Raw genomic sequence first — 15,262 nt, 5'->3', positions numbered from 1 at the left:
GCCGGGTGGCGGGATCCCCTCCTGCAAATAGGTATGTGACTCGCTATTTATCAGTATATTCAAGCGGTTTCGAGCAAAATAGCGCCCGTGCCGAGGCTGGCCCACGATCCCCGATATTTGTTTTTGTAACGCGCATTCCACATTCGATATTGAGACGACTACATTTTTAGACTTCCCTAATGTTATTGGTTTTACTGTAGAACAGGACGTTAAGACGCCCCGGTATAGTTATCCCGCAAATGGTTGAGCCGACACAGGCGTAGTGATTGCAAGGTCGATGGCGATAGATATTTCAGAGCGTGCAAGCGGTGAACCGTCCCCTGACATGTTGTCGCTTTCGGGCATTGCATCCGATGGGTCGATCGCGCATCCGGTTTCTTTTCAAGGATGCACGGGTATTTTTCACCCGGCGCGCAAGGAGGTCAAACAGGACCATGCGGTTCTTTTCGTCAGCCCCTGGGGCATGGAGGAACTGTGCACTCGAAAGTTTCAGCGGGTTGTGGCTGAACGGCTGGCGGCGGCCGGCGTCGCCAGCCTGCGGTTCGACTATCATGGCGCTGGGGACGCGCTCGATCCGGAGGACGTCGTGCGTGCGGCGGACTGGCTTTCCGACACGCGAGCGGCGCTCGACTATCTAAAACGTCTTTCCGGTTGTTCCAGGGTGGTCGTCATCGCTCAGGGTCTCGGCTGTCTGATCGCCATACAGGCGCTCGCCGATACGGCCGACGTCGGTTCCATGGCGCTTCTGGCGCCCGTCGTCTCCGGCCGGAGCTATCTTCGCGAACTGGCGATGTGGTCGTCCATGATCGACGATGGTCTTGGTCTTCGTCCCGGGCAGCGCATGGCGGAGGCGGGGGCGATTGCAGGCATGGCCATGCCGGTGGGTGTTGCTGATGCTATCAAGAAGGTCAATCTTGCAAAGCTGAATGTTGCTCCTGCGCGGAGCATTCTGGTGCTGTCGAGACCGGGCCGGGCGAGCGACAGCGATTTTGCCAAACAACTCGCCGCGATTGGTGCGGAGGTGGGGGAGGCGGAATTTGAGGGATATGACGATCTCGTATCCAGTCCCACACTCTCGAAAATACCCGGCGATGTGGTGAAGTGGCTTCGGGACTGGGTCCTGTCCAAGACCCAGACCACGGATGCGGCGGGTCCGCAGGAAGATTTCATCGTCAACGCTCCGCAGCGCGGTCGCGGTTTTCTGGAACAGCCGGTGCAATTTGGAGAAGCCGGCCGGCTTTTCGGTGTTTTTTGCGAGCCTGATGATCGGCTGGCGGTCTCCTCGGTCCTTCTGCTCGGCGCGGCCTACGACCGGCATGCGGGTTGGGGCAGGCTTTCCGTGCAAACGGCCCGTTCGCTCGCGCGGGAGGGTATCGCTTCGCTACGGTTCGACGCGGCCAATATTGCCGACAGCCCCCCGGTCAAAAACGCGCCCGATCAGGTTCTTTACGATGCGGCGCAGAATGACGACGTGGCCGCTGCGCTCGATTTTCTCAGTCGGCGTGGCAAAGGACCCGTCGTTGCAGCTGGGCGCTGCAGCGGCGCCTACCTCGCCTTCAACGGCGCGCTTGCCGAAGACCGGATCAGCGGGGTGGTTGCGGTCAATCCGGTTGTGTTCCACTGGCGGAAAGGCCGCTCGGTCGATGAAGCGCTGCACAAACCGCCACGTTCCTTTGGGGAATACAGCCAGCGTTTTCGCCAGGGCGCTACGTTCAAGCGTCTCGTCAGCGGCGATGTCGATGTGGTGAGCGCCGGTCGCAATATCGCCAAGGCGACGCTCAAGAAGCTTTCGATAAAAACGGCAAGGCTTTCCCGCCGGGGGAGCGAGGAAGGGCGTGCCGTCTACGGTGCTTTCGACAAGCTCAAGACAAGGGATGTGTCCATCAGCCTGCTTTACAGCGACAATGACGACGGGCTTGAGCATTTCCGGTATTATTTCAACGCCGATGGCAGGGGCCTGTCGGCCTACCGGAATGTGTCGCTGACGATTATTCCTGACGCCGACCATAATCTTTCAACGCCGGAGGCCAGAAAAGCCTATATCGATGCGGTGAAGCTGATGGCTCTAAAAGGAAAATCGCCGGCTGGAGCCTAGCGAGACGACATCGCCGGAAGGGGGCGTTTCGGATGTTGCTGTCTCCGGCAGAAGGTCGATTTTCCTGGTTTCACCGGGTGCGAGATGGAACCAGCTTTCCGAGGCGCGGTAATCTTGCGCCGTGATATGGACGGATTGCGCCAGCCGGTCCGTGCCGATTTCGAGCGACCAGATGCCGTTCGCCTCGCTCACCCCCACTTGAAGGTTGGCGGCGTGCAGTGCTTTTTTCCGACCGAGAGGAAAATGGAATGCGTCGGCGATGACAGATCCGGTCGCGACATTGCGGAGCCGGGCCACCGTCACATCATGGGAGGGCGGGCCGAAACGATAGGCATAGGTCGTATCGAAAAAGGCGCCGAACAAATCGGTTGCGGCGATGGTCTGGCTCTGTCGCGGCGAGAGCGTGAGCGGCCGTTTGGCATGAACGACGGGTTGCGTGCCATCGCGCAGGCAGGTCAGTTCCAGCATGGCGTCAAGGTTGTCGCCGGTTTCGTTGATGACATGAATGTCCAGCCCGTTGGTACCTTCATCGGAAAGGCTGACCTGGATGGGACGAAACGCTCTTTTCAGCGCATGCCAGACGGATTTGGGTCTGCCGGTGGCATCGATGATACCCCAGCCAGCGCCGGGAACGATATCCTGCAAGGTCCAGACCAGGGCGCCCCCGCAAGAGGACGCGTCGCGACGCCATTCGGCGAAGGTTGCTTCCATGACCTCGGCAGTGACGGCACGAGACATGTCGAGATAGAGGCCGCCATCCTCCCGACGCAGCACGTCCGGCTCAACGTCGTAAAGCAGTTTCAGATAATGGTCGCGAATATCCTCGAAATCCCAGGAAGCGCCGCGATCGCGTGGCGTGCGCGCCTTCCAGCGCGGATCATGCACCGCCAGTGCGGGAAGATGTCTGTCCAGCGTTTCCTGTTCGGGAATATTGGCGAAGGCCAGGCACTCTGCAGCAAAGCGGAGATTGGCCCGGCGGGCATCTTCCAGCGGACGGCAATAGGCGCCCACACCGTAATAATGACCAACTCCGGCATTGGGAAAGAAGGGCAAGGCGCCGCCTGAAGGGGAATTCGCCACATAGGCCGCGTCTGGCCGTTTTTCGGTCAGGACTTCGGGCAAAATTGTCTCGGTGAGGGTTCCCTTCCATATCTGTTCCGGCAGACCGAGCATCGCGCCCTGCTGGTACATTTCGCTACCGCCGCAAAAAACGGTCAGCGAAGGGGAAAGGGCGGTCGCCTCGAGGAACTGCGAGACTTCCGTAACGATGTGCTGGCTGAGCGCCTCATCCTTTGCCGGATAATCAAAATTGGCAAGCATGGCGTCCTGCCAAACCATGATGCCGAGTTCATCGCACAGCGCGAAGAACTCCGGCGTTTCATAGGCCATCGTGCCGCCGACGCGGATCATGTTCATGCCGGCTTCGGCAGCTTTTCGAAGCCAAGGCTCATAGTCCGGTCTTGTTCCCGGCAGCCGCACGATGTCGGCGGTCGTCCAGACTGCGCCCCGGCAGAAAACGGGGTGCCCGTTTATCTGGATGCCGAAACCGTTGCCGTTTTCGCCGTAACCCGCCTCTACGCGCCTGAAGCCCGTGCGCCCGAGCCTGTGTTGCTTACCATCCAGTTCCAGAACGACTTCATGGAGCGCCGGTCTGCCGTGGGTATGCGGCCACCACGTCTCGACATCGGGTATGTGGAGTTGGCCTAGGAGCCTGCCGTTTTCACCCCCGAAAAGATCGACGCCGTAGCCCGCGCAGGTGAGCCGTGCGGATGGAATGTCGTGGTTCGCCTCCAGGGCGATGTTGACCGTTCCCGTCCCGGTTTCGTCGAGCGAGGACCGGACTGTGCAGAGCACGCCTGCCTGTCTTATAAGGCTGATGGGTCGCCATGGGCCGGCGGCATGGATTTCCGGGCACCAGCCTGGCATATATCCGAGCGCCGTGGTGCGAATCAGCCGCAGACCTTGGGTGTTCATCATCTGCGGCCGCCAGCGGGCGCGGGGACCGGTTTTTTCGAGCCTTGGCGAAAGTGCCCGGAAGCAGATGGACAGTTCGTCCGCGCCCGTCAGTTCAACCGGTACTTCCAGCCTTTCGAACATGCTCTGGCTGGCGGCGATCAGTTCGCCGTTGAGGAAGATTTCTGCAATCGTGGACAGGCCGTCGAAGCGCAGGATCGCCCGCTCCCGCACATCGGAAATCATCGTCAGACGGTACCAGGCATCCCTGTCGTTCAATGGTGTCGGATTGAGACGGTCAAATTTTCCGGCCAGTTCCAGAGCTTGCGCCACTGTTCCGGGAACGGATACGTGAAGGCTTTCAAGGGTTGCGGGAATATCCGAGGGCGTTTCGCAGGCATTGGCCGGCGTCATTGTCAGCGTCCAGCCTTCGCTTAGTAATTTTTCGCTTTCGCGCGGAAGATAAGTCCTCACGCGGCCTCGCTGGTGTTCGACAATTTTGCCGCAAGGGCTTCCATCACACCATCCCATGCATCCGCAGCCGGATCGAGCACCGAGGCGAGCGCGTCGAATTTGCGGCGCGTGACGGCGCGAGCGAGCTGGAACTGCACGGTCTTGGCGACCTCGGATATGCGTAGCGCGTGGTCTCTTGCTTCAGCAAATTCGCTCTTGTCCAGCCATTCGAGGTGGCTCGCCGCCAGTTCGAAATTGGCGCCGAGCTGGCGCAGCGTATTGAAGGCATATTTGTGGAAAAAGCCGAACGGCCGGTCTGCCACCTTCTCGACCTGAGCCGGAAACACGGCTGCAAAAGCCCTGACCGGATTGTCGGATGGTCGCCTCGAAAAATGAAACTTCAGCAGCCGTTCGGCCGTTTTGCGGATATGCGCCGGCGAAGGGTTGCTGTCTGCGAATTTCGCAAATTCCGTATAAGGCAGGAACGTCGGCTCGCTCTCTGACAGGTGATGCTGGAACAGGCCGTCGAAATCTTCGCCCGACAGGTGGAAAAAGCCTGCATTATGAAAATAATCGAGTTCCCGGTTTGCGAGGTCCAGCCGGTTGATGGCGATGGTGGTCTTGCCATGTTCCTTCCGGTAGCCCACCCCGTGGGTATCGGGCATATAGAAGCTGTCCATCTCGATCAGGCAGATGCGGCCGCGCTCCAGCTGCGCTTCGATATGGTTTTCCACCCGGTCGAAGATCGCAAGTTCGGTGGCGCGAACGCCATAAAGTGCTTCCAGATCTTCCAGCGGCACTTTGAAGAAGGTGAAGTGGTCGCCTTCGAAATCCTGCGTCAGTGTGAAGCCGAACATGGCCTCAGGCGGCAACCCTTTCGAGGCCAGCACCTCGATCCACAAATCGATGTAGCAATTGGTCTCCGGCCACATTCTTTCCGAAGAATGAAGCGGGTGCTGCACATAGTTTTTGGGATTGAGACCGGGGAAAATCTGCCGCATGAATGGTTAGCCCCAGAGTGTTTTCAAGGCCTTTTCGGGCCATGTTTTTACATCCAGTCCGTGATGCGCAAAAAGTGCCAGCGCAATGCGCTCAAGGCCGAAACCGACGCAGGCGGTGTGAGCCACATCACCGTTGTCGAGGTTCAATCCCCATTTCTGGCCAAAGGCGTCCTGATGGTAATTGAAGCTCATGCAGGCCGTCGGGTTGGTGGCGGATGTGACGGGAATCAACAGTTCGAATTTCAGGTTCTGGTCGCGCTGGTTGTTGGCGAGCATTTTGCCGGCGCGGCCGAAGAAGGGATCGTTGGCCACGTCGATGGTCACTTCAAGGCCCACGGCTTCCATCATCGCCACGCCGCGATCCATCCATGTCTGGCGGAATTCGGTCACATCACTCTCCGTGCCCATGCGCACATATTCCCGCATGCGGAACAGCTGCTGACGTGCCGGGTCCTTGGAGGGCTCATGGCGGAAACAATAGGACTGGATGTCGTAGAGACCGCCGCCGGAAGGCAATGCGCCGCGCTTGGCGATGGTCGGATAAAGAGGGTAGCAAGCGGCCGGCGTCAGCACGATATCGGTTGCTTTCTGGTCCTTTGTCCAGTCGCCGCCCTCATCCATGGATTTGAGGAGGCTCACATGGTCAAGTTCGCAACCGCAGAAGGAATGCACTGTGCCGGCAAGCTGCGGGAAGCTTTTCATGTAACCGCTCTTTTCGAAATAGGCGCGGTTGATGCCGGGCGGAAAGCGGATCGCCTCTGCACTGTCCGGGCCGCCGGTGCGGTCGATCAGGCGTTCGAATGCGGCAATGACATCCTCGAACTGGCCGCTGCGTCCATAAAGACCATCGACACCCGTTTCAATCAGCAGGCCTTCTTCGAACAGTCGATCGAGAAACGATGTTTGCATATCCATGGTCTTATCCCAAGAGGCTGGTGTCCTGCTTGTGAACCAGCAGGAGATTGGCGGAATTGCCGAGAATACGGTCGTTGGAAATCATCAGGCGCGCGGAATGCGCGTCGCGAAGGTGTCGGCCAAGGCTGTAGGGCGTACCGTTCTTGTAACCCATGATGCCGCAGACCAGCATCGCGTGGTCGATGATCTCCAGAATGGTTTCCGAAGAACAGATCTTCACATTGTTCATTGCAACCGCGAACGCCATGGACATCAGCTTGTCCGGGTCGCTCTTGGTGTCCTCGTAAGCCTTTACGCCCGCAATGACGTTGGATTTGACCACCTGCAATTTGGTGGAAATTTCGGCAATGTGGATAGCGCCTGGCGGTGTGACACCGGGCGACTTGCGTGCTGCCGTCCTGACGAAGGATTGCGCGCGCAGCACCGCATCCGACGCGATGCCATACCACACGGCGCTCCACAGAAGATGCGAGCTTGCAAGCATGGATTGCGCGGCGATTTCCGCAAAGGGTTTTGGGAATATCTGCACCGCCGGTGCCTCGCCGCGGAACAGGAAACCGTCCGAACAGGTGCCACGCATGCCGAGTGTGTCCCAGACATGGGTCTTCTCGAGCGTGTACTGATCTTTCAGGAAGACGGTCATCACCTGATCGGCCGGGGCGGCATCCTTGTGGGCGCGCGAGGTGATGAGGATGGCATCCGCATTGCTGCCGTAAGAAATGACGGTGGCGTCCTTCTCCAGCCGGCAGATGTCTCTTTCGACCTCGATCGCGCAGATGGAATTGCGCAGATTACCGCCGATTCCGCCTTCGGTCGTGGCCGAGGCAAGCAGAAGCTGTTCGCTTGCGATGCGGCTCATGAAGCCCGCATGCCATGGGCTTGTCTCGCCGTGTTCCACAAGGCTCGATGCCTTGATGTGGTGCATGGCGAAAATCATCGCGGTTGCCGAACAGGCCTGGCCAAGCCGGGCGCAGATATCGGCGATTTGCTGTATGGATGCGCCTTCGCCACCAAGAGAGGACGGGACCTGAATGCCGAGAAAGCGCTCTTGTCTCAGCGCCTTGACGGCTTCCTCCGGGAAGCGACCGGTGACGTCCACCTCGTCCGCGTGTTTGGCGGCAATTGCTGCGACGCGGCCTGCGCGCGCGGACAGCGTTTCATCCTGCGGCGCAACGGTCACATTCATCAGGCTGCCTCTTTACCATCCAGAATGAGCTTAACGGTGTCTTCAATGGCCTTGATGCTGGCAAAGGACTTGCGGTTCAAGAGGTTGTCGGGGAATTCGATATCGAAAGCTTCCTCGATACCCAGCATCAATTGCACCGATGCAAAGGAAGAAAGGCCTGCCGCATAAAGATCTGCTTCGTTTTCAATCGTATCGACGGGGGTAGGAAGCTGGCCGAATTTTGCCAGTATTTCACGAATAGTCGCATTCATTCCGACTTATCTCCCATGAATTTAACATCAGGATGGTTTGTGCTTATCGTTAATTTGAAAACGATAATATTCGCCTAAACCGTTAGGTTAATTACCACTAACGGCGCTTTTGTTGTTCGTCCACCTTTGCCAGCCATCAGCAGCACCCTTGACAAATGTCGGGCGGTGTTTTCTCTTGTGTCCATTCACCAGGGGTGTCCCGTCAAGGGGCTGAGATTCTGCTTTTATGCGCAGTGACCCGTTGAACCTGATCCAGTTCATACTGGCGTAGGGACGGTGCAAAGACCGAAGGTCGGATTGCGTGTAACGTGCGCTGCCGACGCTTCGGTATTTTCCATCATTCCGGCTCGAACTGGGTCTCCACTGTCAAACTTTGGAGCCTCATGATGAATATCGTTGCCAAGAATATCCCGCTTGTCGTCACAACCGGGCCGCATCCCGCCTCCACGAAAATCCACAAAACCGGAATTTTGCATCCGCATATTCGCGTGCCGATGCGCGAAATCGCCGTCCACCCGACGGCGGGCGAACCGCCGGTCACGGTCTATGATTCCTCAGGCCCCTATACCGATCCATTGCATAACGTTCTGATCGAAAAGGGTCTACCGCGCCTGCGTCACGACTGGGTCGTAGCGCGCGGCGATGTCGCGGCTTACGACGGGCGGCATGTCAAGCCGGAGGATAACGGCTTTGCCACCGGTGAGCGTCTCACGCCGGAGTTTGCCGTGCGCCACCAGCCGCTTAAGGCCACGGAAGGAAAAGCCGTAACGCAGCTTGCCTATGCGCGGGCAGGCATCATCACGCCGGAAATGGAGTTCATCGCCATCCGCGAAAATCTGGGGCGCGAAGCGGCGAAGGAGAAGCTGGCTCGTGATGGCGAGAGTTTTGGCGCGCAGATACCCGATTATGTGACGCCGGAGTTCGTCCGTCAGGAAGTCGCATCGGGCCGCGCCATCATCCCGGCCAATATCAATCACCCCGAGCTTGAGCCGATGATCATCGGCCGTAATTTTCTGGTCAAGATCAACGCCAATATCGGCAATTCCGCCGTCACCTCCTCCATGGCCGAAGAGGTGGAGAAGATGGTCTGGGCGATCCGCTGGGGTGCCGATACCGTCATGGATCTTTCGACTGGGCGCAACATCCACAACATCCGCGAATGGATCATCCGCAATTCGCCGGTACCGATCGGCACCGTGCCGCTTTATCAGGCGCTGGAGAAGGTCAACGGCATTGCCGAGGACCTCAACTGGGAAGTGTTCCGCGACACGTTGATCGAACAGGCGGAGCAAGGCGTGGATTATTTCACCATCCATGCCGGTGTTCGGCTGCATTACATTCCGCTTACCGTCAACCGTGTCACCGGCATCGTCTCACGCGGCGGTTCGATCATGGCGAAGTGGTGTCTGCATCACCACAAGGAAAGCTTCCTCTACGAGCATTTCGATGAGATCTGCGACATCTGCCGTGCCTATGATGTTTCCTTCTCGCTGGGTGACGGGTTGCGGCCTGGTTCGATTGCCGACGCCAACGACGCCGCGCAATTTGCGGAGTTGGAGACGCTCGGTGAGCTGACACAGATCGCATGGGCGAAGGATTGCCAGGTCATGATCGAAGGCCCCGGCCATGTGCCGATGCACAAGATCAAGGAGAACATGGACAAGCAGCTGAAGACCTGCGGTGAGGCGCCCTTTTATACGCTGGGGCCGCTGACGACCGATATCGCCCCCGGTTATGACCATATCACGTCAGGCATCGGTGCTGCGATGATTGGCTGGTTTGGCACAGCGATGCTTTGCTATGTCACGCCAAAGGAACATCTCGGTCTGCCTGATCGTAACGACGTGAAGGTCGGTGTCATCACCTACAAGATCGCGGCTCACGCGGCCGATCTCGCCAAGGGGCATCCGGCGGCACAGGTGCGGGACGATGCGCTGTCGCGCGCAAGGTTCGAGTTCCGCTGGGAAGACCAGTTCAACCTGTCGCTGGATCCGGACACGGCGCGCTCCTTCCATGACGAGACCCTGCCGAAGGAGGCGCACAAGGTCGCGCATTTCTGCTCCATGTGCGGGCCGAAATTCTGCTCGATGCGGATTTCCCACGACATCCGCGCCGAGGCGCAGAAGGAGGGGCTGGAGGCCATGGCCGCGCGCTTCAAGGAAGGTGGCGAGCTTTACATGCCGCTCGCGACCCCGGCAGACGGCCAGTAGCATGCGTGTCCTTGTCAAGGGAACGGGGGTCGCCGGTTTGACGGCGGCCTTCGAACTGGCGCGAAACGGCGTGACCGTTGAGGTTTCGGAGCGCAATGCTGAAGCCTCGCGCGGCGCATCCTTTTATGCGGGCGGAATGCTGGCGCCCTGGTGCGAACGTGAAAGTGCGGACGAGGCGGTGCTGACGCTCGGCCAGGCGGCGCTCGACTGGTGGGACGAGGCGACCCCCGGCCTTGTCATCAGACACGGCACGCTGGTCGTCGCGCCCGCCCGCGACAAAGCCGAGCTTTCGCGTTTCGCATCCAGAACCGCAGGGTACCAGTGGGTGGATGAGGGTGAAATCGCCGCTCTGGAGCCTGACCTTGCCGGGCGGTTCCGCTCCGGGCTTTATTTCACGGGCGAGGGGCATCTCGATCCGCGCCTTGCGCTCAAATCGCTGCTTACGCGACTTTGCGGCTTGGGCGTGCGGTTTCATATGGGTATTCCGGTGGATGAGCAGCCGTTCGATCGGGTGGTGGATTGTACCGGCGCTGCGGCGGTGGGCGAGATTGCCAACCTTCGCGGCGTTCGGGGAGAAATGCTCTATCTCGCCACGTCAGAGGTTTCCCTGTCGCGCGCCGTCCGGCTCTTACATCCGCGCATTCCGCTTTACATCGTGCCGCGCGAGCCGGGTCGCTTCATGGTGGGTTCGACGATGATCGAGAGAGAGGATGCCGGAGCCATTTCAGCGCGCTCGATGATGGAGTTTCTGAATGCTGCCTACGCCGTACATCCGGCCTTCGGCGAAGCGGAAATCATCGAGACCGGAACGGGCGTGCGTCCCGCCTATCCCAGCAATCTGCCGAAAGTTACGCAGGACGGCCGGACCGTCTTCATCAACGGCGCCCACCGGCATGGCTTCCTGCTGTCGCCGGCGATGGCGCGGCGGGCGGCCGAAATCGTCTGCCAAAATATCTCTGGAAAGGAACAGGATCATGAAACTTCTGGTGAATGGCGACGAGCTTGATCTCGCCACCGAGACGCTGGCCGGGTTACTCACCAGCCTCGACTATGAAGGCGAGTGGCTGGCGACGGCGGTCAATGGCGATCTGGTGCATTCGGAAGAGCGCGCCGATTATCAACTGAAGGCGTTCGACCGGGTCGAAATCCTCTCACCGATGCAGGGAGGTTGAGGCCATGCTGACGCTTTATGGCCGTGAGGTCTCGTCGCGCCTCCTGCTCGGCACGGCGCGTTATCCGTCTCCCGCCGTGCTTGCCGATGCAGTGCGGGCCAGCAACACGGATATTCTGACGATTTCGCTGCGTCGGGAAACGGCAGGCGGCAAGAAGGGTGGCCAGTTTTTTGAGCTGATCCGCCAGCTGGATCGTTACATTCTGCCCAATACGGCTGGCTGCCATACCGTGAAGGAAGCGGTGCTGACGGCCAAGATGGCGCGTGAGGTTTTTCACACCAACTGGATCAAGCTGGAGGTCATCGGCCATCACGACACCTTGCAGCCTGATGTGTTTGCGCTTGTCGAAGCGGCGAAAATTCTGTGCGACGATGGTTTCGAAGTCTTTCCGTATACGACTGATGATCTTGTCGTGGCGGAAAAGCTCCTGGATGCGGGTTGCAAGGTGCTGATGCCCTGGTGCGCGCCGATCGGCAGCGCCATGGGGCCGCTTAATCTGATGGCGCTGAAATCCATGCGGGCGCGTTTTCCGGATGTGCCGCTGATCGTCGATGCCGGTATCGGGCGGCCGTCACATGCCGTGACGGTGATGGAGCTTGGTTACGATGCCGTTCTGCTCAACACGGCGGTCGCGGGGGCGGGTGCCCGGTCGGCATGGCGGAAGCTTTCGCCCGCGCCATTGAGGCCGGGCATCAGGCTTATGTGGCGGGGCCGCTGGAGCCAAGGGATATGGCCATTCCCTCGACACCGGTGATTGGCACGGCGGTATTTTCCTGATTCACCTTTTGCGTTGACAGTGCCCCGTGGCGGCGAGATACCGGGAGAAAAGGGGAACGGCATGGCGGCACGCAATAATCTTCTGACGGATATCAATGGGATTTTGGTCGGCAATGTCACCGATCTTGCACTCGGTTCCGGCGTCACCGCAATCGTTTTCGAAAAACCCGTAATCGCCTCCGGTTCGGTTCTTGGCGGGGCGCCCGGTGGTCGTGATACCGGCCTGCTCGACCCGGCGATGACGGTGGAAACCGTGGATGCCTTCGTACTTTCAGGCGGTTCGGCCTTCGGGCTGGATGCGGCGGGTGGTGTTCAGGCCGGTCTGCGGGAGATCGGGCGTGGCCTTCAAGTCGGTTCCACCCGTGTTCCCATTGTGCCGCAGGCGATCCTCATGGATCTGCTGAATGGCGGCAACAAGGAGTGGGGGCTGCATTCGCCCTATCGCGAGATGGGATATGCGGCTTTCACGGCGGCGCGTGCGGAGCCCTTCCAGCTTGGAACAGTCGGCGCGGGAACGGGGGCGACCACCGCCACCTTCAAGGGCGGACTTGGTTCGGCAAGCGCTGTCAGTTCCGGCGGTTACAAGGTGGCGGCGATCGTCGCCGTCAATGCGCTTGGCTCTGCAACCGTTGGCACCAGCCGCCATTTCTGGTCCGCGCCTTTTGAAGAGCAGGGCGAGTTTGGTGATTGCGGTTTTCCTGATCGTTTCGAACCGGATCACACCGCGCTTCGTCTCAAGGGGGTCAACCTCACCGCGACGACCATCGGCGCCGTGGTCACCGATGCCGTCCTGACAAAGGCGCAGGCGCATCGCCTTTCCATCATGGCGCATGACGGGCTGGCGCGCGCCGTGCTGCCCGCCCATCTGCCGAGCGATGGCGACACCATGTTCGCGGCTGCGACCGGTGAGAAGCCGCTTGAGGGCGGCGCTCATTTTGCCGAGCTTTGCCATCTCGCTACCATCGTTATGGCGCGCGCAGTGGCGCGCGGTGTTTACGAGGCGACGGCTCTGCCGCAGCACGGTGCGCAGAAAGCCTATCACGATCTTCATGGCCGGGGTTTCTAGCCGATGAGCAATATACATCAGCCACTGAAGCCCGTTCTCCGCATCGATTTTCCGCCCGGAGATCGTCTCGGCCACGGTAAGATCGAGTTGATGGAGCTGATTGTCGAGACCGGCTCGATATCGGCCGCCGGGCGAGCGATGGACATGTCCTATCGCCGTGCATGGCTGCTAGTGGATGCGCTGAACCATATGTTCAGGCAGCCGGTGATCGAATCCCAGCGGGGCGGCAAGCAGGGTGGCGGGGCTGCGCTGACCGCATTCGGTGCCGAATTGCTTGAACGGTATCGCAGCATGGAAAAGCGGATGAATGAGGCCCTGCGCAAGGATATCGACTGGCTTGAGGCCAACCGCAATCCGGATGCCGCCATCATTAATATGGATCGAGAGCTGCCGACTTTATGATCGCATGTACCGGTTTCCCGGGTTCCAGCTGGAGACGTTCGCGCGACAGATCGGTGATGCGCGACTGGATAATATCGCCGCCGCAATCCACCTGAACGGTTACCATGCCATCTTCGCTGGCGGAGATGCCGGCAATATGGCCTTCGAGGATGTTAAGTGCGCTCAGGCCTTCGGGTTTTGCCGTGGCGAGCATGACATCACGCGCCGGTATCAGCACGCGTGCCGGGGTGCGGGGCATTCCTCTTTTTGCTGGAACCTGCAGGAGCGACGAGCAGAGCCTTACGGCAGCAAGCCCGTGCCTTTCATCGAAGCTTTCGATATGTCCCGAAAGGATGCTGCCCGCTTCTCGTCGCTCGAGATGTGCGCTGAAATCCGACCGCGACAGCACATCGGTCGCTTTTCCCTGTGCCTCCACCTTGCCGTCCTTCATAACAACTATGCGGTCGGCAAGGCGGGCGACTTCCTGGATGGAGTGGCTGACATAGACGATCGGGATTTTCGTCTCGTCGCGCAGCCGTTCCAGATAAGGGATGATCTCGGCTTTTCGTTCCTCGTCCAGTGAGGCGAGAGGTTCGTCCATCAACAGTAGTCTGGGCGATGACAGGAGTGCGCGGCCGATGGCGACCCGCTGTTTTTCACCGCCGGAAAGCTTGTTCGGACGACGCTGGAGAAGATGGCCGATGCCAAGCATTTCGATAATGCGGTTTTCATTCGCCCGCTCAGCTTTTTCCGTAGCGAACCATTTGCCGTAGTTCAGGTTCTGGGCAACGCTGAGATGGGGAAACAGCCGCGCTTCCTGAAAAACATAACCAAAACGGCGCCTGTGCGCCGGCAGGAACAGGCGCTTTCCGCTATCGGCCAGCACTTCGCCATCGAGCGATACCTGACCACTATCTGGCCGCAGCAGACCTGCGATGATGCGGATCATCGAGGTTTTGCCGGAGCCAGAGCGTCCGAAAAGCGCTGTAACGCCGCCATCAGAGGTAAATGACGCGTTGAGTTCGAAGGAGCCGAGGCGGTGGCGGGTGGAGACAGAAAGCGTCATTCCATGCTCACCCGTTTGCCGATGATGCGGGCCAGAAACTCCGAGACGAGCAAGGCCGACATGGAAATCACGACGGAAACGATGGTCAGCCGCAATGCGCCTGCATCGCCGCCCGGAACCTGCGTGAAAGTGTAGATGGCTGCGGACAGCGTCTGGGTTTCGCCGGGAATATTGGAAACGAAGGTGATGGTCGCGCCGAATTCGCCCATGGCCTTAGCGAAAGCGAGGATCATGCCCGCGATGATGCCGGGCAGGATCAGGGGAAGCGTGACGGTGAGGAACACCCATAGGGGGCTTGCACCCAGGGTTCCGGCCGCCTCTTCCAGCTTGCTGTCCACCGCTTCGATGGAGAGGCGGATGGAGCGCACCATCAGCGGAAACGCCATGACGGCGCATGCGAGCGCCGCCCCCGTCCAGCGAAAGGAAAAGACGATGCCGAACCAGCTGTCTAGAAACTGGCCGATGGCGCCTCTGCGGCCGAAGAGGACAAGCAGCAGAAAGCCGGTGACGACGGGCGGCAGAATGAGCGGGAGGTGGACGATGCCATTGAGCAGCGACTTGCCCCAAAAGCGCCCGCGCGCCAGCGCGACGGCAACCGCAATGCCGAAGGGCAGGCTGGCGAACATGGCGATGGAGGACACCCACAGGCTGAGCCTGATCGCCGTCCATTCTTCAGGGCTGAGTGTCCACCAATGCAAATCCATATCCTACAATCGTCATCTCTCGCGGTCCCATA

13 protein-coding genes, 1 pseudogene and 1 riboswitch are annotated in these 15,262 nt (G+C 59.6%); of the genes and pseudogenes, 7 read left to right on the top strand and 7 right to left on the bottom strand.

The window, feature by feature from the left end:
• Window positions 1-277 precede the first annotated feature (277 nt).
• Window positions 278-2,095 (top strand): alpha/beta fold hydrolase, encoded by a 1,818-nt coding sequence (locus CRO62_RS16350; protein ID WP_097100899.1) that lies wholly within the window; start codon window positions 278-280, stop codon window positions 2,093-2,095.
• Here the strand turns inward: CRO62_RS16350 and CRO62_RS16345 are convergent.
• From CRO62_RS16345 to CRO62_RS16325, 5 genes are read right to left on the bottom strand one after another with little or no spacing between them, the layout of a single operon-like run.
• Window positions 2,066-4,522 carry a glycoside hydrolase family 2 protein gene (locus CRO62_RS16345; RefSeq protein ID WP_097100898.1) on the bottom strand — a complete coding sequence of 819 codons (2,457 nt, stop codon included), beginning with the start codon at window positions 4,520-4,522 and terminating at the stop codon, window positions 2,066-2,068. The genes CRO62_RS16350 and CRO62_RS16345 overlap by 30 nt on opposite strands.
• On the bottom strand, window positions 4,519-5,502 hold the full coding sequence (locus CRO62_RS16340) for a DUF1839 family protein (RefSeq protein ID WP_097100897.1): 984 nt from the start codon (window positions 5,500-5,502) through the stop codon (window positions 4,519-4,521). The genes CRO62_RS16345 and CRO62_RS16340 overlap by 4 nt, the downstream gene beginning before the upstream one ends.
• Window positions 5,503-5,508: 6 nt before the next feature.
• Window positions 5,509-6,417, bottom strand: a complete 909-nt coding sequence (locus tag CRO62_RS16335; RefSeq protein ID WP_013636844.1) for an amino acid--[acyl-carrier-protein] ligase — start codon at window positions 6,415-6,417, stop codon at window positions 5,509-5,511.
• 4 nt (window positions 6,418-6,421) lie between these two features.
• On the bottom strand, window positions 6,422-7,603 hold the full coding sequence (locus tag CRO62_RS16330) for an acyl-CoA dehydrogenase family protein (RefSeq protein WP_097100896.1): 1,182 nt from the start codon (window positions 7,601-7,603) through the stop codon (window positions 6,422-6,424).
• Complete coding sequence (locus CRO62_RS16325; RefSeq protein ID WP_003492279.1) at window positions 7,603-7,854, bottom strand: acyl carrier protein; 252 nt, start codon at window positions 7,852-7,854, stop codon at window positions 7,603-7,605. Before CRO62_RS16325 ends, CRO62_RS16330 begins: the two co-directional genes overlap by 1 nt.
• A gap of 180 nt (window positions 7,855-8,034) precedes the next feature.
• Window positions 8,035-8,146, top strand: a riboswitch (TPP riboswitch).
• A 94-nt stretch (window positions 8,147-8,240) separates the two neighbouring features.
• Between CRO62_RS16325 and thiC the strand changes: the two genes are divergently transcribed.
• The 6 genes and pseudogenes from thiC (at window position 8,241) to CRO62_RS16295 (ending at window position 13,481) form a co-directional block, all read left to right on the top strand.
• On the top strand, window positions 8,241-10,064 hold the full coding sequence (thiC, locus tag CRO62_RS16320; RefSeq protein WP_097103071.1) for a phosphomethylpyrimidine synthase ThiC: 1,824 nt from the start codon (window positions 8,241-8,243) through the stop codon (window positions 10,062-10,064).
• A gap of 1 nt (window position 10,065) precedes the next feature.
• The gene (gene thiO, locus CRO62_RS16315; protein ID WP_102024268.1) at window positions 10,066-11,070 is read left to right on the top strand and encodes a glycine oxidase ThiO; all 1,005 of its coding nucleotides are present in this window, start codon (window positions 10,066-10,068) and stop codon (window positions 11,068-11,070) included.
• Window positions 11,039-11,236: a sulfur carrier protein ThiS gene (thiS, locus tag CRO62_RS16310; protein ID WP_097100895.1), complete on the top strand. Its 198-nt coding sequence runs from the start codon at window positions 11,039-11,041 to the stop codon at window positions 11,234-11,236. Before thiO ends, thiS begins: the two co-directional genes overlap by 32 nt.
• 4 nt (window positions 11,237-11,240) lie before the next feature.
• Window positions 11,241-12,013: pseudogene (locus CRO62_RS16305) on the top strand (thiazole synthase).
• Between the two features lie 61 nt (window positions 12,014-12,074).
• Window positions 12,075-13,079: a P1 family peptidase gene (locus CRO62_RS16300; protein WP_097100894.1), complete on the top strand. Its 1,005-nt coding sequence runs from the start codon at window positions 12,075-12,077 to the stop codon at window positions 13,077-13,079.
• 3 nt (window positions 13,080-13,082) lie between these two features.
• Window positions 13,083-13,481, top strand: a complete 399-nt coding sequence (locus CRO62_RS16295; protein WP_097100893.1) for a winged helix-turn-helix domain-containing protein — start codon at window positions 13,083-13,085, stop codon at window positions 13,479-13,481.
• Here CRO62_RS16295 and modC read toward each other — a convergent pair.
• Together modC and modB are read right to left on the bottom strand one after the other, a co-directional pair.
• Window positions 13,450-14,526: a molybdenum ABC transporter ATP-binding protein gene (gene modC, locus CRO62_RS16290; protein ID WP_097100892.1), complete on the bottom strand. Its 1,077-nt coding sequence runs from the start codon at window positions 14,524-14,526 to the stop codon at window positions 13,450-13,452. The genes CRO62_RS16295 and modC overlap by 32 nt on opposite strands.
• Complete coding sequence (gene modB / locus CRO62_RS16285) at window positions 14,523-15,230, bottom strand: molybdate ABC transporter permease subunit (protein WP_097100891.1); 708 nt, start codon at window positions 15,228-15,230, stop codon at window positions 14,523-14,525. Before modB ends, modC begins: the two co-directional genes overlap by 4 nt.
• Window positions 15,231-15,262 lie beyond the last annotated feature (32 nt).

The sequence above is a fragment of the Rhizobium sp. AN6A genome, from assembly GCF_900215635.1.
GTDB classification, from domain to species: domain Bacteria; phylum Pseudomonadota; class Alphaproteobacteria; order Rhizobiales; family Rhizobiaceae; genus Agrobacterium; species Agrobacterium tumefaciens.
The sequence above is the reverse complement of the archived record's forward strand: the minus strand, read 5'-3'. Positions and strand labels throughout refer to the sequence as shown.

Bases quoted from the DNA above. Each gene is read 5' to 3' on its own strand.
- thiO (WP_102024268.1), top strand. From the start codon at position 10,066: ATGCGTGTCCTTGTCAAGGGAACGGGGGTCGCCGGTTTGACGGCGGCC.
- thiS (WP_097100895.1), top strand. From the start codon at position 11,039: ATGAAACTTCTGGTGAATGGCGACGAGCTTGATCTCGCCACCGAGACG.
- CRO62_RS16330 (WP_097100896.1), bottom strand. From the start codon at position 7,603: ATGAATGTGACCGTTGCGCCGCAGGATGAAACGCTGTCCGCGCGCGCA.
- CRO62_RS16340 (WP_097100897.1), bottom strand. From the start codon at position 5,502: ATGCGGCAGATTTTCCCCGGTCTCAATCCCAAAAACTATGTGCAGCAC.
- CRO62_RS16300 (WP_097100894.1), top strand. From the start codon at position 12,075: ATGGCGGCACGCAATAATCTTCTGACGGATATCAATGGGATTTTGGTC.
- CRO62_RS16325 (WP_003492279.1), bottom strand. From the start codon at position 7,854: ATGAATGCGACTATTCGTGAAATACTGGCAAAATTCGGCCAGCTTCCT.
- CRO62_RS16335 (WP_013636844.1), bottom strand. From the start codon at position 6,417: ATGGATATGCAAACATCGTTTCTCGATCGACTGTTCGAAGAAGGCCTG.
- thiC (WP_097103071.1), top strand. From the start codon at position 8,241: ATGAATATCGTTGCCAAGAATATCCCGCTTGTCGTCACAACCGGGCCG.
- CRO62_RS16295 (WP_097100893.1), top strand. From the start codon at position 13,083: ATGAGCAATATACATCAGCCACTGAAGCCCGTTCTCCGCATCGATTTT.
- modC (WP_097100892.1), bottom strand. From the start codon at position 14,526: ATGACGCTTTCTGTCTCCACCCGCCACCGCCTCGGCTCCTTCGAACTC.
- modB (WP_097100891.1), bottom strand. From the start codon at position 15,230: ATGGATTTGCATTGGTGGACACTCAGCCCTGAAGAATGGACGGCGATC.
- CRO62_RS16350 (WP_097100899.1), top strand. From the start codon at position 278: ATGGCGATAGATATTTCAGAGCGTGCAAGCGGTGAACCGTCCCCTGAC.